We start from the raw sequence: 23,422 nt of genomic DNA, 5'->3' as shown, positions 1-23,422 counted from the left end.
GGCACGCGGCGGCATCCATAAGATGGCTCCACCACCTATATGGAGTTTTTCATGTCCCGCCCATATCCAGTTCTGCGCACCCTCGGCCAGCTACTTACACCTGCTGGCCCGAATCATTTCGCCTACCTGTCAGCCCACCCCGAGCAAGATCAAGCCTTGCTGGATGCCCATGCCATGGATGTAGGGACAGCTCCCGGCTTCAGATTGGTTGCCGATACTGATAGCTTCTTACTGATCGCAGACCATGATTACCAAGGTTGCTTGGACCATATTGCCAATGGGCCTTATAGCTGTTCGGCAATGGACTGGGTTGCTGAGCATGCAAGTGGTGAGCAGGTTGAGTGGTATGGCTGTGTAACCGAAGTGGCTCTTCAGGACGCAGCAGGCAGGCAGTCTCGAGTGACGCTCGGGTATTACCCCAAGGATGAAGCCGAAGCGATCGCGGCTTTGCTCGCTCCCAATGCTGAATTATTCAGCTTGAACCAAAAGTGCATTCTTATAGCTGATGCTACGGGTGATATTTACCACTATCAGCTTCGCTACCCAGGTGATTGCGACGACACCGTCCTTTTTGTTCGAGCGATTGACTGTGATACGGGATTGGAGTTCGCGAAGGCCCATCTGCGTTCAATCCACCAGGTAGGAACTGAAGTTCAAGTAACTGGGATCAACACAGGCCTGCTGGCACGAGCTGCCTAGTGAATTTTGACGCCCTGTTCCCGCTGGTGGCACAGCTAGCCACCCGTAAAATCTATCCCATCATCTAAAGAGACTGCCTAAATGAACTCCTGCGAAATCCTGCGTGCCCTTGATACCGTTGCTGCTGTAAGCGGCAAGCTCGAGAAGTCGGCGCTTCTGACAACTTATATGGTTGACCCAACATTCCAACGCGTGATGAAGCTCATGCTCAATCCACTGATCAGCTTCTACAAGCGTCCAGCTCGCTCCGAGGTGTTCGGTACCGGGGTATTCACCGATGACACTTGGCTGATGCTTGACCGCTTGGCTACCCGCCAACTCTCAGGGGACGCCGCAAATCGTGAAGTGCAATCGGCTTTGAATACCCTCACTCCAGAATCCTCGGAGCTGCTGTGGCGAGTGCTCCACCGAGATCCGAGGGCAGGTTTCTCTGAGGGCTCAATCAATAAGATTCTGCCGCTTACCATTCCCGAAGTACCGTACATGCGTTGCAGCCTGCCTTCAGATGTAGATCTGGAAAGCTGGCCATGGGCGCGAGGAATCTATCTACAAGAAAAGGCGGACGGTACCTTTTTTGCCCTCACCGTTAAAAACGGTGGCGCAACCGTCATCAGCCGTTCTGGTTTCGAGTGGCCCCTTGAGCTGTACGGTGATCTGGGTGAGGTCTTTGCCAGCTGGCCTGACGGCCAGTACCACGGCGAAATGCTCGTGGAAAAAGATGGGGCAATCCTGCCGCGTGAGATTGGCAATGGCATGCTTACGTCAGTCAACAAGGGCACCCCGTTCCAAGCTGGTTGCGTGCCTGTGCCGTACCTCTGGGACGTTGTGCCGTTGGAGTCCCTGACCCGACGAGGTAGCTGCCTGACGCCATACTCAGAGCGCTTCTCGCAAGTCGGTAAAGTGGTCGAGGATCTGGGCGGCGGTAAGGTGAGGCTGATTCACACACAGGTCGTTTACTCGCTGGACGAGGCCTATGCCGCCTCTGGTGTGCATATCCGTAATGGCAAAGAAGGTGCGGTCATCAAGCACCCTGACGGCCCTTGGCGCGACACCGGTTCCAGTGGTTCGCCGTTCAGCGTCAAGATCAAAATGGAAGCACCAGCTGAGCTGCGGGTGAAGGGGTTGAGTAAAGGGAAGGGTAAAAATGCGAAGACGTTCGGCGCACTTGAGTGCGTGAGTGAGTGCGGAATGCTGGAGGTCAACATTTCAGGCTTTTCGGACGAATTGCGACTTGAGATTTTCAACAATCCTGAGCGCTACATTGACTCGATCATCAAGGTGACATTCAACGACGTCACCAAGCCCAACAAGAAAACAAACCTCTACAGCCTGTTTCTGCCACGATTCGGCGAGCTTCGACCTGATCGGACCACAGCCGACACCGTGGAGCGCATCATCCAGCAGCTGGAAGACGCCAAGGCAACTATTGGAATGATTGAGTCAGTGGCGGCGTGAAGAAGGCTCCCGCTGTATACCAGCGGGGCTTAGCTGAATGTGTTCGCGAAGGGATACCGCACTTAGAGGGGATGTTTGGTATTCCGCCATTCCATATAGGCTTTGTTGTGTTTTTTCTGGATTTTCGAGGCATAACCAAACCCTCCCAAGGCAGTGATGCTAAGCAGCAGAAGCCACCAATCTGCGCTGGTGAAACCGCCATCCTTCAGTGGGAGCCCCAGATAACAGAGGGCTCCTATTGAGCCTATCCCAATCAAAAAAGCGATGAGTTGGGGGACGTGAGGAAGCTTCGGAGATCCACGCATTGGATCTACTGAGGCTGGTTGAGTTGATAGCCACTTCGCGTGGGCCCTATCGTGCTTAATGCCGATCACAGCCCCAAAGCCAAAGACTCCGAGTCCCAGTAGAGTCAGAAGATTCTGAGCCCCAACAGGCATGGGCACCAATCCCGCCAAAGCGAAAGCTACGATGGCAACCAGCCAAGCGATCGATTGCTTTGTCTTTGGCGGCTTTGGTTCGGCACTGAATGTATCCATGATAGCTCCTTGAGAAATTGTGCTGCAGCTGAGCTAGCGTAACCCCATTGGCGCCTTATCCCAACCCAAGCAATGGTCGCCAAAATGCCGTGTATCCCTGTCAAACTTCATATCAATATCTTCATGCCCCAGGTGCGACAACGAATGCCATTCCACCGCTACACTGAATTTTGGGGTGGTTTTTTGACTTGTGGCCCTGAGCGAGCGGTGCTAAAAAGATCACGTTCTATGCCCAATCCTTGATTGCGCACCCTACCTATCTCGACGTTAATCCGTCAGGTTTGCAGGGACTCATTGGACTGTCAGTTATTTCTGCCATTCCTTTGCGTAGATACTGCTAGATCAATCTAAATTCGTAGCAAGGTTTCGACCTTCCTACGCATCCAGATCGCATCGACTTTTGTTGGTGATGATCGCATTGCCCTTCTTTGAAGGTGCTTCCCCCAGACGGTAGAGATCACATCCTGCCGTCAGGCTTGGTGTTTTCATTTCCTTCAGGTATGAGCGCCTAGCTTGGAGCTTTGCTCATTGCATTGCTTTTGGGTAAATCCTCGGTAACGAGAAATCCATTGCGCAGAACACAGCTCACCAGCTGTGCGGACCCCAACGGCTTGCCGTTGAGTTCCTCCTTGACCCGTCGCAATGTCTGATCTGATCGGCTTCCGCCTAATGCTCTTTTTGTGGCTGGCTACGCGATACAGATCACCCTTTCCGCAAAAGCGGATCCTTCCGGTAAGGCCTGACATCCCCAGGTTTTGGCCAGGTAATGTTGGTTCCCACCTTCCGAACCTGGCCTTAGAGCACCGGGTATATGTAATGTGCCCACCGTTCTACTGGCGAGAGAAACCCTATGAAAACTCATGAGTTGGGGTGCTCCACAGCTATTGCTTAATCAGGCCGCTGCGCGCCGTAACAAGCTGCGCGCCCTAGGCAAGCAGAGTCGTACCTACCACCCCACCAGGGCATTCTCATGCTCTGGCATGGATGCCCCTCCTCGGAGATGTACCCATGACCACATTCAGCTTTCGTAACTACTACTTCGACCAAATCGAGGCTACGCGCGAACTGTTACGTCCAATCCAATCGAACAAAGACACCCCTTGTGCGCTCGAGAAATCCTTAATCCGGGAAATTGAGGTTCGACACGAGAATTTACAGGCGGTGTATGTCGAGCTCGATGAGCTTGGCCTCGGCATGATCTTGCAAAACGAATCGGGGGATTCGTGGGCTTTGATCTTGCCGGATGCTTCAGAAGCGGGACGCTTTCGTTACTCTGCGTTCCGTGACATAGGATGGATGTCCCATTATTCAACTGACACCCTCGACGAAGCAGTCCTTGAGGCGTTTAAATCTGGGTTCACCCGGGTCGCGCCACGAGACACTCTCGACAAACTGTCAGCCACCCTGGAGTGGAAAAAAGGTTGCGAGCGCCTAGCGCACATCGAAGCCCATCAACGTGGGTCGTTGACGTATAGCGAGATGCTTGCAGAGTTTCAAAAGATTGAAACCAAGCATAGCCAGCCGACAAAGCTGGCCGCTTGATATTGGTGCAATGTTCTGGCCCTTCAACGGTTTAGTTCCGAGCACTGAGATTGATTGATCTAGCAGGGAGGACCCTCACAGCCTTATTCAGGTTGTGGGGGTTTTTTGCTTCTGGCACACCTTGATGCCTATCAGACTAGCTCTGAACCTGAGCTGCTTCAGGTTAGATCACACTTTCTAAGGCATGCCTTTGTGCGGCCGATACCCTGGCATCGGGAAGGTGGTGACTCAGCTTTGGTGTTTCAAATGCTCTCATTAGCGTCTAAAGCCCGGATGGAGGATTTAGCTTGTACCCAACCAATCAAATTGGTTCTCATACCCAGCCTCACAAGGGGTTGCTCGAGTACCTCGCCGATCAGGTAATGGCCCAGCTGGCTGCACAGGCTCAAGAGCGTACAGCTACTGAGGACGGCCTTGGTTCTGGCGCAGAGTCCAGTGAGCCATCATCGAAAGCAACATCCTTTTATTTCTCCAGTGGCGGTTCTGTCTGTAATTGCGTTCCCTGTGCAGTCATGCGCCGGCTGGTATGATTCAGCGCATGATTGTGGAGCCCAAAGATGAGTCGACTCAATGAACCAACCAAGCTGAAGGCCGGTGTCTACCTGGCCCGCTGCAAAGAGGCTACATTTCTCAAGGCAGGCATCAATGGTCACAGCTCTGTGTGGCCTGAAGCTGACCTGACGATTCGTGATGGGTGGGCCTACTTCAGCAAATCCGGAGTGGAGGTTTGGAATTGTAATTCTGCCTATGCCAGCCTTCATTTCATTGTTTCCCCAGTAGCCTCCTGATTTTTGGCACCCTCTTTTGGAGTGCAATATGGGACTTGATAGTTAAGCTCTAGATAACGTGGTTATCTGCAGGTGCTCAATCGATGTCCCTAGACCTCTCTCAGCGACAGACCAAATCCACCAATCAGCTTCGTCCCGGTGAATACATTATGCAGCCCGGTGAAAACGCCCTCCTTCGCGTCGAGGACGTGGCTCACCGTCGCTACACAACAATCACTCGGTTGGAGGGGCACTACGCGGGCACCTCGTTCACCGCGGGCCAAAAGCTTGGCCGGCGTTGGGAAGTTATTCCCCCTGAGGAGGCATTGATCCGTTTAATCGCCTCATCGTGCCACTGACCCACTAGGGTGGTGCCACATCAAAGGTCATGCCACGCTATAGTCAAACACGGCGGTTGCTATTTACCCGCCTCATTAGCTAGCGCATTGGATTTCAGATGGACAAGTACCTCACGCGAACCATGGACTTCCTCAACGAAGTTGGCATCACTGTCAGGCTAGTACCTGGAGCTACTGGGTTTGCCCAGCACTGCGAGATTTCTGCGGGATCAATCAACGTTGATCCTCGCTGCCGAGCTTCTGCACTCCTGCATGAGGCGGGACATTTGGCTACCGTTCCTGAACAGTTCCGACACTTATTCTCTGGAAATGTCGGGGCAGGTCAGAGAGCTGTTTTCAACGCGGTCTCCGGCATTGATGTCTTCCCTGGCTCTCCACTGGACCGCGCAGTTGTCCAGATCGGTGACGGCGAGGCAACTGCCTGGGGGTGGGCCGCCGGCATACAGATTGGCATTCCTGAGTTCCGGATCATCCGCAACGACGAATATAGTGGGGAAGGTTCACTAATTCGACTTGGCCTTAAAACCAATAACTACTTGGGCATCAACGGCCTGGCGAACGCAGGCTTCTGCAAGGTAAAAGCTCCCCACCCTTCAGATCTACCGGTCTACCCTTGCCTGGCGTACTGGGTCCATCCAGTGCTGGATGCTTCAGGCACTCACCTCCATGGATGAGCGGTTGAAGGTTGCGATGGGACTGGCCACAGAATGGCATTTGGGTGAGTTGCGCAACTACACTACCGATGTGCCATACATCACACACCCTACTGCGGTAGCAAACTTGTTGGCGGAGATCTCAGACAGTTGGGAACTGATCGCGGCAGGCTATCTCCATGACACCCTTGAGTGCCCTGAAGAAATTCGCATTCAGCGTGAGCGAGTGATTCTCGACCTTCTTGGGCCTGTCGTCCTTCAGCTCGTGAAAGAAGTCACAAACCCGAGTCGAATGAATGATGGTAGCAGGGCGGTTCGAAAAGCGATCGACCGCCAGCACCTGTCCAAGGCGTCGCCTGATGGGCAGTCATTAAGGCTTGCCGATGCCATACACAATTTCTCTGACCTGCAGCAGCGCTCCCCTGCCTTTGCTCTCACCTACGCGGGCGAGAAAAAGCTGATCCTGCCTTTGACAACCCAGGGCTCCCCAGTCCTACACGAGCGCCTGAGTCAGATGATACAAAATATTCTGGATGGGTGATTCTGGCACGAGTCGATAGGCAGCATGATGATCTCATCTTATTTGAGGTTCATCCCATGCCCTGGCACAAAGTAACCCGCGCCTTGCCGGTTCTGCCCGACAGAGAGTTTCTGTACGCGAGATCTGTACCAGTCATGGTTTTCCTCGAATGGGGTTCACAACGGGTAGCCCGTTTCGTCCGTTATGACGATGACGGTGACATGTGGTCCGGCCGCTGGATTAGTGAATGTCCGGACAGCCTTGATCTGACCGATAGTGTTACGCACTGGAGGGACTGCTATGAACCACCAACCGACGAATCTTCAGATGAAGGGTTCTTTGTTGAAGCTGAACAGCTTGTTCGCCTTCGACATATCTCCAAAGGGCTTTATGGCGATGGTTCAGTTTTGACTGCCGACCGCCGTCGAGATCTCGCCAACCTTCTACACCGGTTATTGGGCGAGCTGGCTGATCAGCCAATTCTGGTTTGAGAGGTGTGTTTTGAGTACGTCTGCGATCTGTTCGATGGTTGAATAGCGGGTATTGCTGGGTTCGCTCGGCGTTAAATCAGTCTTTTAAGGTCTTCCCGAACAATGGCAAAGCGCGGCGTTAACACTGTCACTATCATCGGAACAATGGGCTCTGACCCGAAGGTTCAGCAGTTCAATAACGGCTCCACCACCGTAGTTTCCCTGGCTACAAGCGAGTCGTGGACTGACAAACAAAGTGGTTCGAAGGCTGAAGAAACTGAGTGGCATCGCATCGTATTGAAGGGCAGGCACGCTGACGTAGTGGCGCAGGGTGGCCGCAAGGGCCGAGATCTCTACGTCGTGGGCAAGCTTAAATCTCGTAAATACACTGTTGGCTCCGTTGAGAAGTCGATTACGGAGATCATCGTTGATGACTTCGACGGACAGTGCCATTTTGTGGAAAGTGCGAGTGCTTCTATTCGAACCTCATCCGCGCCGGCTCAGAGAGAGTCCAGACCTCAGCAGGGTTCCCAACCCCAAGGCCAACGACACCCCGCCCCAAATCGTCAGTCTTACCAATCCCCACCTGAGCATGCGGACTTTACCCCGCCGCCCCCACAGATGGACGACATGCCTGAGTATGATGAAAGTTTCTTTAGAAACGTTCCCGTTTAAAGTCCTGATGTGGATACTGCACCTGCTTAAAGCCGATAAAGCCGGATGTGGATGTGGCCGTTATGGAATTTTCCATCTTAAAATAGCTGCAGGTTTGCTGTATCGTCTCAGTAACATTCGGCGTGCAAGGCCTTGCAAACCACATACGCCACTTGCTTCACCATAGAATTTTCATGTGCCCCTACACGAAGGGTACGACCGGGCACCAGGATCGCGCCATGCAAAAATGAGCCGTCGACCTGGCACCCCAGATCGTTATGAGCCGCTAAGTACCAATGGATTCTGGAAAATTGCGTCAACCCACTTCTGCTGTGCCTGAAATCCAATCAGCCACGAGTTTCGACCTCATTTTCATGCGTCGTCGAGCCTGCCTACCGTTGGCGGATACAGTCGACGTGGACGATCCGCCGGCAGTAGAAGCCGAATGCGGCCCCCCTATTCACGAGCGATCCAAGCGCTGGCAGCATCAGGATGCCTTTGAGATGCGCAGAATCTCAAAGCTTCACAACAAGTCAAAAGAACTGATTGGGTACCGGCCCATGATCCAGCAGGGGCATGGCTCGGATGGCGAGCGCCCAAATAAATGCTTCAGGGCATCGGATTTTGGAGGCAGCATTGAAGAAGCCCTTCTCCAAGCAAAAGCCTGGCGCGATGCAACAGAGTCGAAGCTTGGTATAAAGCCAGGCAGTCTGAGATCCAGATCAGCTGGGAAGCCTTGGTCTGGGGTTTCACTGATCGTTTCTAAATCGCCTATGGGGCGCTCTTACTGGGGGAGCAACCATGTGCTTGGACTGAAACCCCTTCGGGCATACATAGGCAAGCGATCTTACACTGCAGCCTACCATGACCTGATCCGGCGCATTGCTGAACGGGATGGCATACCTCTACCGGACGAATTACCGTCTCCGCCCCCACCTCGTGCTGATCAGTACCGCCGTATGTCAAAGGCGGGGCTCACAGACATTCCACAGCCAGCGCGTAGAAGGGCAAGCCGCTCAAAGAGCTAAGCTTCGAATTCGGACGCCACCTTTTGACTGGTGATTCTGAATCTTTGCGGTACGTTGTCCTCAAGTATTCCAGGACACATCGATAATGAAACCCTTCGCCTTTCTGCTGCTCCCACTTCTACTGGCTGGGTGCGGCGACAGTATCAATGGCGCCTACCAGGCCTCTATCCAGTACGCCGAAGAAAAGCCGCGCCCTGTGGGGTTGGCGATTATTCAAAAAGACCAGATCATCGCAGATGGCCGCGCTGTTTCGATTTCCGAATGGAAGCGTGAGGGTGCCACCTTTACCGCCTTCGACACCCAGGGTAAGCGTCTCGCTCAACTCAAGCGTAATGATGATGGTGACCTTGTCCAAGCGCTACCAATGAGCCGCGTCATCTACCATAAATTCGAGTTCTGAGATCGAGCTCCTACTACAGGATGCCCGGCCTCAATTCTTTGGTCAGTGGGCGAGCCTCAGGAATTTAGAATGCGCTTCTTCCTCTGCGGGCTGCTCGCAGCCTCCGTTTTCAGCGCTATTTCTAGCGTTGCTACAGCAAACGATATTGAGATTTTACCTTCGGCTACTGCAGGAGCCTCTTCCCCTCCAGAGGTATACCTGGCTGGCGAAATTACTGACGACACCGTCGCACAGCTCGCAAGTCTAATACCGAGCAGAGGCTTGGCTGGTTCAATCGTGTATTTGGACTCTGCCGGCGGAGATCCTCAAGCTGGTATGCGGCTTGGTGAGCTTATCCGCGGGTCTAGCATGAACACCGCTATCGGCAAGCCGGGGAAAACATCTGGACGCCCCTCCCCCGGGAAATGCATGAGTGCCTGCGTCCTAACTTATGCTGGCGGTAAGTTCAGGTTCATTGATCCAGCTTCCCAGCTAGGGATTCACCGGTTTTACCGGCGCACCGCACAGTCGACGGATCTTGATGTTGCTCAGGTGCTCTCCGCGGCCATCACTGCCTACTTAATCAAGATGGGCGTAGTGCCTGCCCTTTTCGAAAGAATGGTCCAAGTCGGCCGAGGTCAGATGGAGCTTCTTTCGCACTCTGACGCCGCTAGGCTCAACCTAGTGAACAACGGTGTGCTTCCGGCTGAATGGGGTATCGAAGGAAAGCAGGGGCAGGTCTATTTGATGGGGCGTCAGCAGACCTGGAACGGCACAGGCAAGCTGATAATGTCGTGCGCTCCAAATCAGCGGGTGAGGTTTTCAGCCCTTTATGACGCCGGCGATAACAACGGCTTTATCACTCGCAACGCCACGAACTACACCCTACGCATTAACAAGCAGTTCTTACCGATTGCTTCCCTGCAGGGAAAACCATCAGTCAGTGGTGACTATGTACTCGCCAGTTTCACCCCTAACGATTCAATGCTGTGGGCCATTTCCGGTGGCGAACAACTCGGTTTTGGTTTCCACACTAAGGATTCCAACACGTTCTACGGCTTCTTGGTCGATGCAACAGGCGAGCAGGACCTGGTCAGAAGTTGGATCAAGCACTGCACAGACCGCTAGGGGTTCTGCCACGGCCTGGATGAACCGAGGATTCTCTATCATTCATAGAGGAGCAAACCATGCGATCAGCTGCAGATTTCGAAGCCTCATCCCCGCAGAAGCGGGTATACAGTACCGACGGTACCACTTTCGGAATTTTGACTGGCGGTAGTCGTCGCTGTCAGATGGAAGGCTGCTTGGGGAGAAGCTTTGCTGTCCGCTGGCAAGATGGTCAACTCACCTACCCTTGCAGCAAAGGTCTAATTGATCACTCTTCAGGATCTCTGCAGGTAGGGAGGCAGTTTTAATGATCATCCCTCCCGGGCGTCTCTCACCCGAAACTCTTCAACGGTTGATCGAAGATTTCGTCAGCCGAGAAGGCACTGATAACGGTGATGACTCTACCGAAGCTCAGAAGGTGGCCAGGGTACGCGCCGAGCTCGATGCTGAGTCTGCAGTGATTTACTACGATGCTGAGTTCAGCCAGTGCATCCTCGCGGCCCGTAACCAGGTTCCACCTGAAATGATCAGGGCATGGAAGGAAGAACAGCAGGGATAGCCTCTCGCTAGGGCAGTTTTTAACTGCCCTGGTATGGATTTGCGTCTTGCATTAGGGGGAGTATTTTGTAGCCAGCAACCAATACTGGACTGATGTCCAAGGCCTCACGTCAATTCCAACTCAAGCGCATCAAGCTCTCTACCCTCATCCATCATTGCTTTGCGGATTATCCAGTCTGATTCGTTCACGAGGGCTGGGGAATGCAGCAGTTATCGACGGTCACGTCTTTTTTCATCTGGAGCACACCCCGGTACTGCACTGCGCCCAGATCACAGACGGCTGCGCATCCTGTTCGCCGATTCGCGCACTGATTGGCGCTGATGACCTTGATATGATGCAGATCACTGAAAGTGTGAGCAGGTTCCTTGAGTCTCCTGGCCGCTTTCGCCCCAAGTCAAAGGGGCTAGTTAAAACCTATCTAGCGGAGTGGTCGAATCAGGTAGCTAGGGCGTCCTGTGCAGTTGAGACTGTGCTCAAGATTTTTGACGCCCTGCTCGAGGTAGAGAATTGGTTATCTAGTGACGGACCGGGTGCCTGCGTTATCACTGGTGGCATCGTTATCTGGACTGCCGGCCGACACGGCATGAGCGATCTTCATTTAGCTGTCAATGTAGGAGAACGTCCTAATCCCGATATGACGACTGCTCATCGGTGGGATGCTATATCTGGTGCGTCAAACGCCGAGCTTGAACACTTGTTAGCGAGCCTTGAGCTTTGGAGCACGTCCCCATCGATCTGGAGCTTCCATGGTCGCAAAGTCCCTTCGGTGGTCTGACCAGCGTTGCTGCTTTAGGCTACCCTTAATAGCGACCAACCCCATTGATTCTGCTCTTAACCACAGCGCCAAAGATTGTGCCGGGAAATAACACCTCGGTAGTAGCTACATAGGAGAAATCGTTTTGAACACACCCCCATCTAAGGATGCACTCCGGGAATTCCTAGCATCAAAGTTTGCAGAAGCCGTTGAGCAGAATCCTGATGCCGTCGTGCTCTATGCCGCAGAGCGAGCCCCGGACCCTAAACCTTATGTGAAACGCCCAACCGTCCAGGAAGTGGCGTTCAAGCGCGAGCTCGAAAAAATGCGAGACCACCAGGCGGACAAAACACCAGCTGATTCGGCTACCTCCGTCTCCCCGGCGATCAGAACCAATGCTTTGTCTCTTGATGACTACCCTGGCCTTGTCCAGCCGGCTGAGAACAATGAATTCTGAACCCCTGTTTTGACTGTGAACACACCCTGCTTGGTGTAATGATCTGATTCCCGCAAATGCCGGAATTCCACTTACATGAGTTTCACCAGACTACCTCTTTGTATCCTCACGGTTGCTGTCATAGCTGGGTGTTCATCAAGTACGAGGCCTATGAGTTCCGGCAATCCGTTTGATGAGCCTCTCGCTGCACCTGAGGTTGTCGATTCGGTCTCACGTCAGCCACCACTACCTGTTCCCGCAACTCCGCAAGAGCTCCCCAATCAGGTTGAACTAAGTGATGGGGCTTCAGACCAGCCGGTGGAGTCTGATGTACAGGTTTATGCTGTAGATGAAGCTCCCTACTCTAGCGTCTCTGTCCCTTCTCCAGCTGTGGATACCTCTGATCCTTCGTCACCAGGTCAGACCCAGCCAACCACAACCCCAAGCCAAGCCGATGAGGTGCTTCAAGAGGCGCGCCGGGTTGGACGTACTGGAGATGTTATGGGACAGCTTGCCTTGCTTGAGCAGTCCGGATACATGGGCAATCCAAACGCGTTCTATGAATTGGCAAAGATCTATCTCACAGGCATTGGTGTTGAGAAAGCCCCAGACGCCGCTGTCGGGTACCTCAACTCTGCAATGAACCTGGGTCATTCAGAAGCTACGCGCGTCTTGGGCTGGCTATATGTGATGGGTAACGGGGTAGGCAAAGACGTTGCTTATGGTGAAATGCTGCTAGCTAAATCCGCGGAGACCAGCGTTAGAGCCAAACGTGAATTTGGTATGGCGCTGACTAACCAGCGCATTCCTCATCTGAATGATATGGAGCGAGGGCTCGAATATCTTAAGTCGGCCTCCGAAGCAGGTGATACAGAGGCCGCTAAGGCATTTGCGGCAGCTTTCACAGCCAACCCAGCTTCTGCGCCTGAACCTGAGCCCAGTACCGCACTTAGCGCGGGAGCGGATACAGCAAAGCGGCCTTATGAAGCCAGACCACGCCAGGCTATTCGGGATGGTGGTGATGAGTTGGAGCAGTTGGGGCGAACAGGCGACACCTCAGCGATCTACCAATATGCGCTCAACCTGTCACTAGGGCGCATACGCGCCCAGGGAGATCCACAATTCAAGGCCTACTGCTGGTATTCCGTGGCTGCCGCCCGCGGGTATGGGCCAGCACGGGAAGAGGTTCGGTCTTTGGCGGGAGTCAGAACCCTCGCCGACAAAAAGTACCCAGGAAGAATGGATGCTTGCATTGCAGAACTGAACGCTGCAATCGATGGCTAGCTAGCGACGCTGGCCGCCGCGCGGCCAGTAACCGTAATCTCGTAACCACCACCAGGCAGTTCAATAGCTTTTACAAAACCGACGCTTTGAAGGCGACGAAGGTGACGCCCGCCCAGCATCGACTTGCGCGAGTTGTCCAGCTTGCTGTTGAGTGCACCGCCCAAGTCTGCAGCAGTGAGCACAGAACCTCCTAGCCCATTCAGTACCTTCAGGGCTTGAAGGTCGAGCTCGGAAATAACAATGTTGGCGGGGCCCCGCGAAAAATTCTGATGTTCGAGTAGCGGTGTTTTGGGGTGTCTCATTAGCTCATGTCTACGCTTACGGGTCGCAGCAACTCTATATGGTCAAGGATCGTAGGCAAGTCATTATGGCCCTTCGAAATTTGAGAGCACTCGTTGCGCTCTGTTGATTGATTAAAAAAAGCACCATCGTTTTGGGTAGCTACTCTACCGTTTATCGGTAACCATGGCCCCGCATGGAGCTCCAATTTCCCCGAGGTTGAGAAATGGCTGATTCACCACTACGCGTTATGATCGTTGATGATTCCCGCACAATTCGCAAAGCTGGCGAAGACATCCTGACCAGTGCCGGATGCGTAGTCATGCTTGCAGAGGATGGGTTTGACTGCCTCACCAAAATCAAAGACTTCGCTCCTGACTTCATCTTCGTTGATGTAATGATGCCCCGAGTTGATGGCTACATGGTCACCCAGGTCATCCGGTCTCACGAACACCTCAATTCAAAACCAGTAGTAATGCTTTCCTCGAAAGACGGGGTTTTCGACAAAGCCAAGGGTATGGCCGCCGGCGCAACTGATTACCTGTCAAAACCGTTCAAGCAAGAAGACCTGATCGCTGCCGTTACTAAGCACGTTCCTACCTTTGTGCCGATTACTACAAAGTGACCAGCAGCACCAATCAGCAATGACCCTATCGATGCCACGGGGCCTTCCATCTTGGCCCCGTTAACCCCACCTTTACATCATTTTCCATCTCAACCCTTGTAAACTCAGATTCACACGTTATCCCAGTATCACAGGCCAACGGCCTACCAAACAGGGTGTCAATGTCGACCCCTTCTGTGATCGCTTCGGGAGAACACGTATGACTGAATCACTTCTTCGTATTGCCTACTTCGCCATTGGCATCTACACATTTGCGAGCGCGCTGCTCACAAGCACCATTCTAAGCCGTGCGGATACCCTATCGGCTGTCGAAAAGCTCAGTCTGAGCAGTATCTGGGTGTCATTCGTTGCCTTCGTTCTGATTGTAACTTGGGCCTCGAGGGCTGCCGCTGCAAAACCCGGTCACAAACTTTCCGAGTCATTCCTACGCGTCTCGTTTCTAACGATGGGGCTCTTCTTCGGTACCTGCGCCGTTGCAAGCACCATGGCTTTGACCGCATCCAACAGCGCACTTCAGGATTGGTTCTGCGTTGGTGGCCTGTGGTTCGCATTCGTAAGTTTCTGCGGGATCCTTTTGTTGCCCGGCCGTATTGGCGGCAAGGTAGTGGCTGCTGAACTTTCCACAGACGCGCATTCCGCATAACCGTTTTGACGTGATTCGGTCGCTGTAAAGTGTCAAAGTTGGATCAATATCCAGTGAGTCCAACGAGGGAACATGACGGATCTACAGCAAACTCATAATGCGTTTGGCGGTTTGGACGGCTATAGGGCCGTCCATGAGGCTCTTTCCCGAGCTCTTGCCGAGCCCGCTGCCCAAGGCGACCACGCACACGGTGCTCGCGCAGGATTTCTCCTTAGTCAGATTGCTCCTCAGGTGCAGGCCTTGCGCTCAGGCTCAATCACTCAAGCTCTGGAAGACGCTGGTGTGCCTCAGGAGTACCTTAATCTCCTCGCCCCATACCTCGTTCCTCAGGCAGAGCCGCCTCAGACCCTTGTTCATCAAGTGGTTGCGCTCTAATGCGAGGCACATTCAAATCTCAATTCCATTTTCAGGACTTGCCGACGACAGAACATATGGTTGTCTCTGGCGCGGAGCCAGGTGATTCCTTCATTGTGAATCAAGCTTCGATTCTTGTTCGCCACCCAATTGGTGATCAGTTCGCTTACACAAGCAACGACGCTTCGGGCGTATTCCTGGTGTGCTGTGAGATCGATGGGGCCGTTGTTGAAACCTTCGTCAAATTTCATAATGGACTGGTCACTTCCTGCGATAACAACCACTCACAACCCTGTGGTTACCGGTTCGCTCCAACCTGGATCAGGTCACATCGACTTGATCGGCCTGATGCAATCCGCACTCCCGAAGCCACTCATCTCGTTTCGCTTATTCGTGCTGTGGACGCCGGCGTGATTGTTGACCTTTCCTCAGATATGGATCGACTCATGGTTGCGCTCGCCCTTTGCCATGTCGACCTTTTAGGCGCGTTCACTCCAGCTCAGGCTTGGGCCTTCCTAGACGAGGCGCACATCTGCGCAGTGAGTCAGTGGGCTCGGTAGCATTGTCTGAATCGATTGTTCATTTAGACTGGCAGTTTCGCTACGCCCTTATTCAGAACGCTGATAGCCTTGAACGTATCTATAATACGAGACAAGTCATGCAGACTGATTGCACTGACGTCAGCGAGCATGTCACCCGCACGCTAGGCGTCCTTCAAGAACTGCCTCACGGCCCTTCTCATCAACGCCCTTTGAGTCTTTCTAACGATGGGGTCAACCCTGCTGAGAATAGCGGCTCACCTGATCATTACCTTAGGATTCTCCTAACCAACATAGCCAATGAGGTAGGCGCAGGGTTCCTCTCAAGCGTGAACCCTGCGCTCCTCGAGCAGTTTTGCATTATGACCGTCCTCAGAGGAGAGCCTGGCGGCAAGATGCTCAACGACTTGCTTTCTTCATTTCTCAGCTCCTATGCCAATCCAAAGAGCAGTGATTCAGCTGTTGACCTTCTCGGTGATCTCATTGGTCTTTCTGGCACCGCCCACACTCCTTCACCCGCTATTTAGAAACGTTCGGACCGCTCAATCGAGCCGTAACCAGAATTGGGGCCTAGCCCCTTTTTTGGTGTGAGGCTTCTGCCACGCGACAAGTACGTCTCCAATGGGGTTAATTTCTAGGAGTGTACTCATGAACACCACCATCTCTTCCCGCTCTACTACACCCCAGCTCGGATTCGATTTCCCCACTGGCATGGCCCTTTCTGGCGGCATCAACAAGTCTGGATCTAAATCCATCCCGGATCTCGACCTTACCAACCCAACTGGGATCGCAGCCGGGGAGGCTTTGTCACGAATGATCGTTGATGATCGCGTTCTCCACATGGGCATGACGACCTGGCGAGCTCTACTCGACCGTGCGATCTCTCTCGGGCACACAGAGTTGTATCCCTCTGAAAGTGGTCAGGTAGGCCTTCGCACCCCTGGTCTTCGTTTCGGACCGATCCAGCGCATGCCGGACCTGGGCCCGCAGTACGTCATTCAGTCAATTTTCAGAAACCGCCTCGATTCCCGCCTTAAAACAGAAGAGCAAGTGAAGTCTGGGCGGGTAATTGTCCAGGGCACGACCAAGGTTGAACTGGTCGTGCTCCAGGAGACGATGACTCTCTGCCTTTTCTTGGGCCGCAAGCAAATTGGGGCTCTCGAACTGGATCTGGACACATTGACAGCGGGTTGCGTGAACGACGGCGCCTCTCAAACCGCGGCATCTCTCACATCAAAGCTGGCCGAGGCCTTTCCCGATGAGGATCACCTCTTGATCACTCGATCGGCCCAGGCCGCTTTTGACCAGGTGCTGAAGGTCTTGGGGATCGGAGGTGTGAAGTGAGCCGACGGATTAACCAAGCTGTAATTCAACATCTGATTGATATTGAACATCGGGATTTAAACGCCGGGTCTGTTACTCCGCGGCTGGTAGAAGCCGCAGGTGAGGCGATTGCTGACGTTCTTCTTGATCATGGGTACCAGCTCGAGAGCAGCTATCGGGACGGTCGCGATGTTGTCCATTGCTACATCAACCCGCGAACAGGCGAGATTCTTGATGATATTGGATTCACTCTCGACCTTATGGATGACGGAGTGGACGGGCCAAACCTGACAGTGCTGTTGCGTACCGACGTGGCTCACACAGCACCCACTTTCGGCTTCTCCGAGGCATTGAGAACAGCCAGATCCTGGTACCTGCCCATGTCGAATATGGCGACTGCTCGCGAACTGTTCTCTGTTGCCGGCGGCCTCAAAACCGAAGCCTGCTTTGTGTGGCTCGCTGCTGCCTAGAACTAGATCATTGCGGGATGGGTGGAGACGTATGAAGAAGAAATCAACCAGCAAGAAGCACAGGCCGTTCAACGCACTACGTGAAGCTAGAAACAAGCTCGGGCTATCCCAGCTTGAGCTGGCTATCGAATTTGACGTTGCCCGTACGACCATCATAACTGCAGAGAAAACATCTCCTCGGCCGTGGATGACTATTGCCTGCCTAGGCCTAGGTAGCCTTATGTTTGTTGATCAAGGGGTGAAAACGCTATCTGGTGAGCGCTTCAGTAGTCTGCGTGAGCGGTTGGGCCTTACCCCTGGTTCCCTCGGATCGAAGCTAGGCTTTGCCGAAAGTACGATCATGACCTGGGAGAGGACATCGCCGCCGGCCTGGGCCCATCCAGCGATGATAGGACTGACAGTTTTATCGCTGGTAGGCTAACCAAGCTCTAATTTCTGAGCGGTTCCTTTGAGTTGGCAAAGGCGGGCAGTGCGTTACCCTGTTCGCCTTCATTAAACTGATTACAGAGGAATAGTGCACGATGTGGTTCAAAAACGTTTTGGTCTATCGGCTGACCCAAGATCTGCCTCTTACCCTCGAGAGCCTTGAGCAAGCGCTGCGTACCAAGGTTGCCAAGCTACCTGAAAGCCAAGTCCTCCAAACTGTTGGCTTCCTTGCTCCTAACAGCAAGAACCCCGACGCTCCCCTTGCTCACGTTGTTGATGGTGTGTTTCTCGTGGCACTCCGGATGTATGAACGTATCCTCCCCCCAGCAGTAGTAGCTGATGCTGTCGCTGAGAAGGTGGAAGAAATCGAGCTCAGTCAGCTGCGAAAGGTCTACAAAAAGGAAAAGGATCAGATCAAGGACGAGATCACCCAGGCCTTCTTGCCGCGCGCCTTCATCAAAAAGGCAACAACCTACGCTGCCATCGATCTCAAACAGAACCTGATCTATGTGAACACCTCGAGCCCTAAATCGGCAGAGGCACTTCTCTCGACATTGCGAGAGGTGCTGGGCAGCCTGCCGGTACGTCCTGTAGCAGTCAAAATTGCACCAACGGCCACCTACACTTCCTGGATCAAGACCGAGAAGGCTGCTGATGATTTCTACGTCCTCAGCAACTGCCGTCTGAACGACATCAGTGAGGACGGCGGGGAAATCCAGGTCAAGAATCAGGACCTTACATCTGACGAGATCAAACAACTGCTCGATAGCGGTAAAATCGTCAGCCAGATCAATCTGGCTTACAAGGACTTGCTGAGCTTCACTGTGAACGACAAGCTTGCAATTCAGGGCCTCCGTTTTGAATCGCTCCTGCATGAGAAGGCAGTTCAGGATGGTGGTGATGATGCAGATTCCCAATTTGACGCATCTTTCCTGCTCATGATGAAAACCTTGAACGAAGCCGTTCCAGCGTTGCTTACCGCCCTGGGCGGCGAGGATATTCCCGCCGGCGTTTAACTGACTGAATAAGGCCCGCCGCATGCGGGCCTTATGGTGAAAGCATGAATGATGTCGACAGCTTTATTCTCACGGTCCTGAAGACCGATGCGCTACCGGACAGCTTCAGTCTGGAGCAAGTCCAAGCTCTTATAGGCTCAGCTTTGGAGCATTCCGCGGACAAACAGTCTGCTCTTGACGAAGAGCGCATTCGCAATCTTCGCTCAGCCCTTCATACAATCGAGGAAACCACCACAGATACTGTGGCTGGGCTTGCTGCGCGGCATGCAAGGCTGTTAGATGATGACTGATGCCTATCAGCCGATAGCCGCGACTCAAATCCAAGCATTGCAACCCTTACTGGCTGGCTTCACCAAAGGCCTCATTGATCTAGCTACCCGCATTGCCAGCGGTCTTGCTGAGGTAGGTCTACCTACGAGCTTTGATCTGCAGGGCGACTGGGTAAAGCTCACTTTACTGACTGATCAGGGGGGCATCACCTTTGCCCTCATGGAGCCTGAGGTGTGCGGGTTATCGAACGAGGCTTTACCGATGCGTGTAGGGGTTAGCTTGTCGTTCGGTATTCCGGACGGAAACGAACTGACCGATAAGCCGGACACGATGTTCTACTTGCCGGCTTCGTTCACCGTGGATCAGCTCTTGGCACTCGGCCGAGGTCAATTTTCACCACTGCAGTTCACAGAGCTGTTGAACATGTCGGTGCGCCATGCCATGTCATCTCCACGTGATAAGTTCCCTCGCTCAATCCTCCTGATGATCGCTGAGCGAACTTCTTTACGTGACACTGGGGTTCGGTATTTTGAGCTTTGGACCCAGTCCCGTGGGGGTGTAGACATTCAACAACTACGCCCTACCAACAACCCGCACATCGCTGCAGCTGAAGCACGCACGCTTGGCTTCCAGCCAACTATCTATCGTTGCCAGTCAGGATCGTTCATCAGCTTTACGGAGACTGATGCAGGGGTGTTTTTATGAGAAGGCCACTCAGCGCTGGGATCGGTCTGCTGATCACTTTGAGCCTTGTTCAGGTGCAAGCACTTGCAGCACCTGTAGAAACACTGCCCAAACCAATACGGACCTCGTTGAAAACCGATTCGATAGTCTGCTCGCATCCCGAATCCCTATTCCTCATATACGAGGCAAGCTCTATTGCAATGGCCGGCGGGGGTAGCGATGCATTCAAAGCCTATTTTGCGGCTGCTGGGAACGTGTTCGAAGCACGATCTGAGTGTCTGGTCCAATCCCAGAGCATCGAGGTGACAGTAGAGGGTTACACCACGATTAATAATCCACTAAAACCCGAGCCAGTGGTATACGGGCGCTTTGGAATTGAGGGTTCGGATAATAAGGTTTGGGCCACGATTGGAAACCTCCCGGCCTTTGAGAAGGATGCTTTACGCTCGGGGTTGGTGAAATCATCCGCCCAAATAGCGGATACCCCACGATGAAAGACGCCTTAGCTGCTGTGCTTGGCGGAATATTGAATGGTTTTGAACAGGAGAGCCATGAAGCATACCTGGGTCTGGCCGAAACAGATTTCTATGCAAAGCTCGCTCAGGATATCGAAGAACGAACGCCCGAACGTTTCTCGATGCACCTGAGTGTCGAGCATATGAGAGCTGTGGACGGCTTGCTCCTGGCGAAACTTGGGGGTAACTCGAGTGCAAAATTCCTGTTTAAGCATGGGGACTTTATTGAGTCACATGTAAGAAAGGCCATCGAGCGTGCTGAAGGTTTTTCTTGTGGGGCAGATAAAACCAGAACCGTTATGCGTACGTTGGCTCGGCATCTTGTTGACGGCATCGCCATTGATCACGATTACTCAGGTGAGCGTACATACCACCTGCCAACAACAGTGCTTACGAACCAGGTTGAGGTCTTAAGTTTTTTCAATGGGCTGCACCGTCTCTACTACGGTGATCCTGTCCCTTACCTTTCCCACCTGATGGCCTATCCACCCGCCAGCGCTATTTCATAATCAGGCGGTGACCGCGGCCGGCGAGCCTGGCCGCGTCAACCTCGTCATCGAATGGCGCAGTATTCCTTAAGGTCAGCGATACGTTCCTGTGAATACATGTCGCCCGACGGGAGCTTTCGAGTCTCAGTACGCTCAGTGGTTTGAGCTATACCCGGAATTCCGTCTCGGGCCTGTGTGATGGTGTAAACAAGGCGTACATCGTGACAAGGCTGAGGCTCACAACCCTTTTCTGAGGAGCAGATTTTTGCTGACTTCTCGACTAATGCATCAATCTGCCGGCACTCGATATTTGAGAACCCAGCCTTGCATTTGAATCCTTCAAGCTTGAGATCGTTGATCAGGCTCGCCATCGCCGGGCTTGGATCGGTTATCCAAGCGGATGTACATCCAGCTAACGATGCAACGGTCAATAGAAGCACGGCTGTTGTCGTTCTAGGCACTGCCCTTCTCCAGCTGGCGCTGATCTTGAATGCGTTGATAGATCTCATCTCGATGAACATCAACATCCTTCGGAGCAGTGATCCCCAAGCGGACCTGGGTACCAACGCAGCTCAGGACAGTAATCGTGATGTCATCACCAATCTTGATTGATTGACCGCTGTTTCGAGTAAGTACGAGCATGTTGCCTCCTGTATTGACTCCAAGACCATATCCCCTGCTCGGGTCCGACGCATCCGAAAAATGGTCCTCCGAATTCAGTGCTGGGATTCTCATGAATTCCGACGACCCCTTTTGGCGTGCAATCGAAATATCAGCCGTTATCCTCGGAGACTGACCTGTTCTCGAGACCAAGACTGTGCAGATTTCAATGAAGAAGATCGTTTTGACCGTTGCCGCCATGGCGATGGCAGCTGCTGCATACGCAGCTTTGCAGCGGCCGGACGATGTGCAAGCACTTGCTACTGCGCAGGTTGAGGATTCTGACACCGTAAGATTGGCGATCGGCAAGGCATTCATTGCTGATCCTAAGTCTTTTGATCTGCCTGCAGCGTCTACACGTTTGGGTAAAGCCCGGCTGGAAGGATATGCGGTCTGCACGCAATCTGCTGAAGCCACTGCGGCCCAATACATTGAGGTTTCTCAGATGCTTGACTCTGTCGCGAACAATGTTCAGGACTTTCAACGCGTCATTGATGGGGTTATGGAATCGAAATCCGGCATGTCTGACTGTGATTTCCGCGTAATCGTAGCTATGGCACAAGCCAACAAGGGTATTTGATCACCCATGCATTCTTCGTCCGCCTTTCCTTATCGTCTTGTCTACCTCCATGTCGGCAGATTGAAAGCGAAGTGCGTAAATTCAAAAGTAAAGTGAGCCAGCTCACTCTTCTTGCTTCAACCGCCGCAATGCATATATGCATCGCGGGGTGCACGGGTAACCCCTAATGGACCACAGCAATCCAAGCACACAGCAACTCCCTGGGATGGAAAATGTATCAGCTTCGGCTGGCCGCCCCGACAACTCTATCGCTGCCAAGCTGCGCAACATGCAGCATCGCAACATGCAACGCTCGGCCGGGCCAGATCTGCAGGGCGAACTATTCAACCCATATGAAATCCGACTTGATGATGCTGATCACAGTAATCTGGTATCGATCTACGATGCTCTGCCTCGGTTCAGTTGGGCTTCGAAGACTGTTCGTGACATGAGCCAGATGAGCACCCAGCTTGAGGGCAGCCTCAATGGTCAGCCCTTCCGTGTGGTCATGAAGGCTGTGAGCATGGAGATCCCAATTAAAATCAAAGGAAAGGCGACTGGCCAGACGGAGTGGGTTGGCTTGTACCCCAGCAGCCGCGAAGAGTGTGTTGAGGAGGCTCTTCGAAAGTTCAGCACACAGCCCGGGCGCTTCAATGAGGTGAAGTGCTCTGTTAGCTTCAGCCTTTACGACCTCCGGCAGGAACTCAAGTCTGTAGGCCATACCTACACCTACGATGAACTGCGCCAGGCGCTGGACATCCTGGCAAAATCAAGCTTGACGATACAAACCCGGTCCTCCGATGGAGACGTGATAGACATTACCTCCAACTATCTCCCATTTCTCTACTTGCGAAGCAAGAACAAGAAGAGCAAAAACTACATCGATGTGAAGGATATTTCCGATCAGGAGAAGGGTGACGCCACTCTGTGTATGGCCGTATTACACCCCCTGATCTCACGTGGCATCGAACGGGGCGATTACCGCCTGTACCACTACTCAACCTCGATGAAACTCACGAACAGTCTTGCTAAGACTTTAAACCGGGAGCTTTCAATGCGCTGGCGGAATGCTTCCCCTACCCACCCCTATCGCTTCCACCTTGTTGAGTTTTTGAGTAATACAGCGAGGGGCTTGTCCAAACGCATGCCTGAGGATTATCGGGCGGTGAACATAGCCTTGGCCGAGCTTGTGCAGGAAGGGGTGCTCTCCGAGTTTAAGTCGACACCGATCAAGAAGCCTAAGGGCAAAGGTGCAATCGACTACGTCTACGAAATCCTACCAACTAAAAAGTTTGTCGGGATGATGATCGATGGCCATCGTCGAGAAAACAACCGCCAGCTTGCCCTCACAGCGTAATCAACCGGCATA

The 23,422-nt window shown here is 53.1% G+C and carries 29 protein-coding genes; 26 read left to right on the top strand and 3 right to left on the bottom strand.

All coding sequences use genetic code 11. The annotated features are described in order from the left end of the window. Positions 1–51: 51 nt before the first annotated feature. Both K5E40_RS27050 and K5E40_RS27045 read left to right on the top strand, forming a co-directional pair. Positions 52–699, top strand: a complete 648-nt coding sequence (locus tag K5E40_RS27050; protein ID WP_078465919.1) for a hypothetical protein — start codon at positions 52–54, stop codon at positions 697–699. A gap of 81 nt (positions 700–780) precedes the next feature. Then, entirely contained in the window at positions 781–2,154 is a 1,374-nt protein-coding gene (locus tag K5E40_RS27045) for a hypothetical protein (RefSeq protein ID WP_078465918.1), read from the top strand. Positions 2,155–2,216: 62 nt separating this feature from the next. On the opposite strand, the gene K5E40_RS27040 is transcribed toward K5E40_RS27045, so the two are convergent. Next, a complete protein-coding gene (locus K5E40_RS27040) occupies positions 2,217–2,690 on the bottom strand; it encodes a hypothetical protein (RefSeq protein ID WP_078465917.1) in 474 nt (157 codons plus the stop codon). 1,008 nt (positions 2,691–3,698) lie between these two features. On the opposite strand from K5E40_RS27040, the gene K5E40_RS27035 reads away from it, so the two are divergent. The 11 genes from K5E40_RS27035 (at position 3,699) to K5E40_RS26985 (ending at position 13,202) form a co-directional block, all read left to right on the top strand. Then, positions 3,699–4,232 (top strand): hypothetical protein, encoded by a 534-nt coding sequence (locus tag K5E40_RS27035; protein ID WP_078465916.1) that lies wholly within the window; start codon positions 3,699–3,701, stop codon positions 4,230–4,232. Positions 4,233–4,789: 557 nt separating this feature from the next. Further along, positions 4,790–5,020 carry a hypothetical protein gene (locus tag K5E40_RS27030; RefSeq protein ID WP_078465915.1) on the top strand — a complete coding sequence of 77 codons (231 nt, stop codon included), beginning with the start codon at positions 4,790–4,792 and terminating at the stop codon, positions 5,018–5,020. A 436-nt stretch (positions 5,021–5,456) separates the two neighbouring features. Continuing rightward, a complete protein-coding gene (locus K5E40_RS27025; RefSeq protein ID WP_078465913.1) occupies positions 5,457–6,032 on the top strand; it encodes a hypothetical protein in 576 nt (191 codons plus the stop codon). Continuing rightward, on the top strand, positions 6,025–6,552 hold the full coding sequence (locus K5E40_RS27020; RefSeq protein ID WP_161952146.1) for an HD domain-containing protein: 528 nt from the start codon (positions 6,025–6,027) through the stop codon (positions 6,550–6,552). Before K5E40_RS27025 ends, K5E40_RS27020 begins: the two co-directional genes overlap by 8 nt. Positions 6,553–6,608: 56 nt before the next feature. Continuing rightward, positions 6,609–7,022 carry a hypothetical protein gene (locus K5E40_RS27015; protein ID WP_153045970.1) on the top strand — a complete coding sequence of 138 codons (414 nt, stop codon included), beginning with the start codon at positions 6,609–6,611 and terminating at the stop codon, positions 7,020–7,022. 102 nt (positions 7,023–7,124) lie between these two features. Further along, positions 7,125–7,676, top strand: a complete 552-nt coding sequence (gene ssb / locus K5E40_RS35780; protein ID WP_078465911.1) for a single-stranded DNA-binding protein — start codon at positions 7,125–7,127, stop codon at positions 7,674–7,676. A gap of 1,092 nt (positions 7,677–8,768) precedes the next feature. Then, positions 8,769–9,083 carry a hypothetical protein gene (locus tag K5E40_RS27005; protein WP_078465910.1) on the top strand — a complete coding sequence of 105 codons (315 nt, stop codon included), beginning with the start codon at positions 8,769–8,771 and terminating at the stop codon, positions 9,081–9,083. A 69-nt stretch (positions 9,084–9,152) separates the two neighbouring features. Next, entirely contained in the window at positions 9,153–10,190 is a 1,038-nt protein-coding gene (locus K5E40_RS27000; protein WP_078465909.1) for a hypothetical protein, read from the top strand. A 286-nt stretch (positions 10,191–10,476) separates the two neighbouring features. After that, entirely contained in the window at positions 10,477–10,728 is a 252-nt protein-coding gene (locus tag K5E40_RS26995) for a YheU family protein (protein WP_078465908.1), read from the top strand. An 899-nt stretch (positions 10,729–11,627) separates the two neighbouring features. Continuing rightward, positions 11,628–11,939 carry a hypothetical protein gene (locus tag K5E40_RS26990; protein WP_011923225.1) on the top strand — a complete coding sequence of 104 codons (312 nt, stop codon included), beginning with the start codon at positions 11,628–11,630 and terminating at the stop codon, positions 11,937–11,939. A 150-nt stretch (positions 11,940–12,089) separates the two neighbouring features. Then, positions 12,090–13,202 carry a tetratricopeptide repeat protein gene (locus K5E40_RS26985; protein ID WP_169904125.1) on the top strand — a complete coding sequence of 371 codons (1,113 nt, stop codon included), beginning with the start codon at positions 12,090–12,092 and terminating at the stop codon, positions 13,200–13,202. Here K5E40_RS26985 and K5E40_RS26980 read toward each other — a convergent pair. Then, entirely contained in the window at positions 13,199–13,384 is a 186-nt protein-coding gene (locus tag K5E40_RS26980; RefSeq protein ID WP_116827419.1) for a hypothetical protein, read from the bottom strand. The genes K5E40_RS26985 and K5E40_RS26980 overlap by 4 nt on opposite strands. A 323-nt stretch (positions 13,385–13,707) precedes the next feature. Here K5E40_RS26980 and K5E40_RS26975 point away from each other — a divergent pair, with 323 nt between their 5' ends. The 11 genes from K5E40_RS26975 to K5E40_RS26925 all read left to right on the top strand — a co-directional run bounded on the left by K5E40_RS26975 (position 13,708) and on the right by K5E40_RS26925 (position 20,855). Continuing rightward, entirely contained in the window at positions 13,708–14,106 is a 399-nt protein-coding gene (locus tag K5E40_RS26975) for a PleD family two-component system response regulator (protein ID WP_011923228.1), read from the top strand. A gap of 199 nt (positions 14,107–14,305) precedes the next feature. Further along, positions 14,306–14,749: a hypothetical protein gene (locus tag K5E40_RS26970; RefSeq protein WP_011923229.1), complete on the top strand. Its 444-nt coding sequence runs from the start codon at positions 14,306–14,308 to the stop codon at positions 14,747–14,749. Between the two features lie 916 nt (positions 14,750–15,665). Further along, on the top strand, positions 15,666–16,169 hold the full coding sequence (locus tag K5E40_RS26965; protein WP_153045967.1) for a hypothetical protein: 504 nt from the start codon (positions 15,666–15,668) through the stop codon (positions 16,167–16,169). Between the two features lie 121 nt (positions 16,170–16,290). After that, the gene (locus K5E40_RS26960) at positions 16,291–16,986 is read left to right on the top strand and encodes a hypothetical protein (protein WP_078465904.1); all 696 of its coding nucleotides are present in this window, start codon (positions 16,291–16,293) and stop codon (positions 16,984–16,986) included. Beyond that, positions 16,983–17,435, top strand: coding sequence for a hypothetical protein (locus K5E40_RS26955; RefSeq protein ID WP_011923235.1), 453 nt, complete (start codon positions 16,983–16,985; stop codon positions 17,433–17,435). The genes K5E40_RS26960 and K5E40_RS26955 overlap by 4 nt, the downstream gene beginning before the upstream one ends. 31 nt (positions 17,436–17,466) lie before the next feature. Then, positions 17,467–17,856 carry a hypothetical protein gene (locus K5E40_RS26950; RefSeq protein WP_078465903.1) on the top strand — a complete coding sequence of 130 codons (390 nt, stop codon included), beginning with the start codon at positions 17,467–17,469 and terminating at the stop codon, positions 17,854–17,856. A gap of 100 nt (positions 17,857–17,956) precedes the next feature. Then, positions 17,957–18,877 carry a recombination-associated protein RdgC gene (gene rdgC / locus K5E40_RS26945; RefSeq protein ID WP_078465902.1) on the top strand — a complete coding sequence of 307 codons (921 nt, stop codon included), beginning with the start codon at positions 17,957–17,959 and terminating at the stop codon, positions 18,875–18,877. 44 nt (positions 18,878–18,921) lie between these two features. Next, complete coding sequence (locus K5E40_RS26940; RefSeq protein WP_078465901.1) at positions 18,922–19,167, top strand: hypothetical protein; 246 nt, start codon at positions 18,922–18,924, stop codon at positions 19,165–19,167. Then, positions 19,160–19,852: a hypothetical protein gene (locus tag K5E40_RS26935; protein ID WP_153045966.1), complete on the top strand. Its 693-nt coding sequence runs from the start codon at positions 19,160–19,162 to the stop codon at positions 19,850–19,852. The genes K5E40_RS26940 and K5E40_RS26935 overlap by 8 nt, the downstream gene beginning before the upstream one ends. After that, positions 19,849–20,325, top strand: coding sequence for a hypothetical protein (locus tag K5E40_RS26930; protein WP_078465899.1), 477 nt, complete (start codon positions 19,849–19,851; stop codon positions 20,323–20,325). Before K5E40_RS26935 ends, K5E40_RS26930 begins: the two co-directional genes overlap by 4 nt. Continuing rightward, entirely contained in the window at positions 20,322–20,855 is a 534-nt protein-coding gene (locus K5E40_RS26925) for a hypothetical protein (RefSeq protein WP_078465898.1), read from the top strand. The genes K5E40_RS26930 and K5E40_RS26925 overlap by 4 nt, the downstream gene beginning before the upstream one ends. A 432-nt stretch (positions 20,856–21,287) precedes the next feature. On the opposite strand, the gene csrA is transcribed toward K5E40_RS26925, so the two are convergent. Continuing rightward, complete coding sequence (csrA, locus tag K5E40_RS26920; RefSeq protein ID WP_011923241.1) at positions 21,288–21,476, bottom strand: carbon storage regulator CsrA; 189 nt, start codon at positions 21,474–21,476, stop codon at positions 21,288–21,290. A gap of 187 nt (positions 21,477–21,663) precedes the next feature. Here csrA and K5E40_RS26915 point away from each other — a divergent pair, with 187 nt between their 5' ends. Next, on the top strand, positions 21,664–22,074 hold the full coding sequence (locus K5E40_RS26915; protein WP_078465896.1) for a hypothetical protein: 411 nt from the start codon (positions 21,664–21,666) through the stop codon (positions 22,072–22,074). Between the two features lie 166 nt (positions 22,075–22,240). Continuing rightward, positions 22,241–23,410 (top strand): replication protein, encoded by a 1,170-nt coding sequence (locus K5E40_RS26910; RefSeq protein WP_230383543.1) that lies wholly within the window; start codon positions 22,241–22,243, stop codon positions 23,408–23,410. Positions 23,411–23,422 lie beyond the last annotated feature (12 nt).

It is taken from the genome of Pseudomonas baetica (genome assembly GCF_019733355.1).
GTDB classification, from domain to species: domain Bacteria; phylum Pseudomonadota; class Gammaproteobacteria; order Pseudomonadales; family Pseudomonadaceae; genus Aquipseudomonas; species Aquipseudomonas baetica_A.
The sequence above is the reverse complement of the archived record's forward strand: the minus strand, read 5'-3'. Positions and strand labels throughout refer to the sequence as shown.

Coding starts and splice junctions, on each gene's coding strand:
- K5E40_RS26925 (WP_078465898.1), top strand. CDS start 20,322: ATGAAAGACGCCTTAGCTGCTGTGCTTGGCGGAATATTGAATGGTTTT.
- K5E40_RS27005 (WP_078465910.1), top strand. CDS start 8,769: ATGAAACCCTTCGCCTTTCTGCTGCTCCCACTTCTACTGGCTGGGTGC.
- K5E40_RS27030 (WP_078465915.1), top strand. CDS start 4,790: ATGAGTCGACTCAATGAACCAACCAAGCTGAAGGCCGGTGTCTACCTG.
- K5E40_RS26910 (WP_230383543.1), top strand. CDS start 22,241: ATGGACCACAGCAATCCAAGCACACAGCAACTCCCTGGGATGGAAAAT.
- K5E40_RS26930 (WP_078465899.1), top strand. CDS start 19,849: ATGAGAAGGCCACTCAGCGCTGGGATCGGTCTGCTGATCACTTTGAGC.
- K5E40_RS27035 (WP_078465916.1), top strand. CDS start 3,699: ATGACCACATTCAGCTTTCGTAACTACTACTTCGACCAAATCGAGGCT.
- K5E40_RS26960 (WP_078465904.1), top strand. CDS start 16,291: ATGAACACCACCATCTCTTCCCGCTCTACTACACCCCAGCTCGGATTC.
- K5E40_RS26975 (WP_011923228.1), top strand. CDS start 13,708: ATGGCTGATTCACCACTACGCGTTATGATCGTTGATGATTCCCGCACA.
- K5E40_RS26985 (WP_169904125.1), top strand. CDS start 12,090: ATGAGTTCCGGCAATCCGTTTGATGAGCCTCTCGCTGCACCTGAGGTT.
- K5E40_RS26940 (WP_078465901.1), top strand. CDS start 18,922: ATGAATGATGTCGACAGCTTTATTCTCACGGTCCTGAAGACCGATGCG.
- K5E40_RS26950 (WP_078465903.1), top strand. CDS start 17,467: ATGAAGAAGAAATCAACCAGCAAGAAGCACAGGCCGTTCAACGCACTA.
- K5E40_RS26970 (WP_011923229.1), top strand. CDS start 14,306: ATGACTGAATCACTTCTTCGTATTGCCTACTTCGCCATTGGCATCTAC.
- K5E40_RS27020 (WP_161952146.1), top strand. CDS start 6,025: ATGGATGAGCGGTTGAAGGTTGCGATGGGACTGGCCACAGAATGGCAT.
- K5E40_RS26915 (WP_078465896.1), top strand. CDS start 21,664: ATGAAGAAGATCGTTTTGACCGTTGCCGCCATGGCGATGGCAGCTGCT.
- K5E40_RS26995 (WP_078465908.1), top strand. CDS start 10,477: ATGATCATCCCTCCCGGGCGTCTCTCACCCGAAACTCTTCAACGGTTG.
- ssb (WP_078465911.1), top strand. CDS start 7,125: ATGGCAAAGCGCGGCGTTAACACTGTCACTATCATCGGAACAATGGGC.
- rdgC (WP_078465902.1), top strand. CDS start 17,957: ATGTGGTTCAAAAACGTTTTGGTCTATCGGCTGACCCAAGATCTGCCT.
- K5E40_RS27040 (WP_078465917.1), bottom strand. CDS start 2,690: ATGGATACATTCAGTGCCGAACCAAAGCCGCCAAAGACAAAGCAATCG.
- K5E40_RS27050 (WP_078465919.1), top strand. CDS start 52: ATGTCCCGCCCATATCCAGTTCTGCGCACCCTCGGCCAGCTACTTACA.
- K5E40_RS27015 (WP_153045970.1), top strand. CDS start 6,609: ATGCCCTGGCACAAAGTAACCCGCGCCTTGCCGGTTCTGCCCGACAGA.
- csrA (WP_011923241.1), bottom strand. CDS start 21,476: ATGCTCGTACTTACTCGAAACAGCGGTCAATCAATCAAGATTGGTGAT.
- K5E40_RS27000 (WP_078465909.1), top strand. CDS start 9,153: ATGCGCTTCTTCCTCTGCGGGCTGCTCGCAGCCTCCGTTTTCAGCGCT.
- K5E40_RS27045 (WP_078465918.1), top strand. CDS start 781: ATGAACTCCTGCGAAATCCTGCGTGCCCTTGATACCGTTGCTGCTGTA.
- K5E40_RS27025 (WP_078465913.1), top strand. CDS start 5,457: ATGGACAAGTACCTCACGCGAACCATGGACTTCCTCAACGAAGTTGGC.
- K5E40_RS26935 (WP_153045966.1), top strand. CDS start 19,160: ATGACTGATGCCTATCAGCCGATAGCCGCGACTCAAATCCAAGCATTG.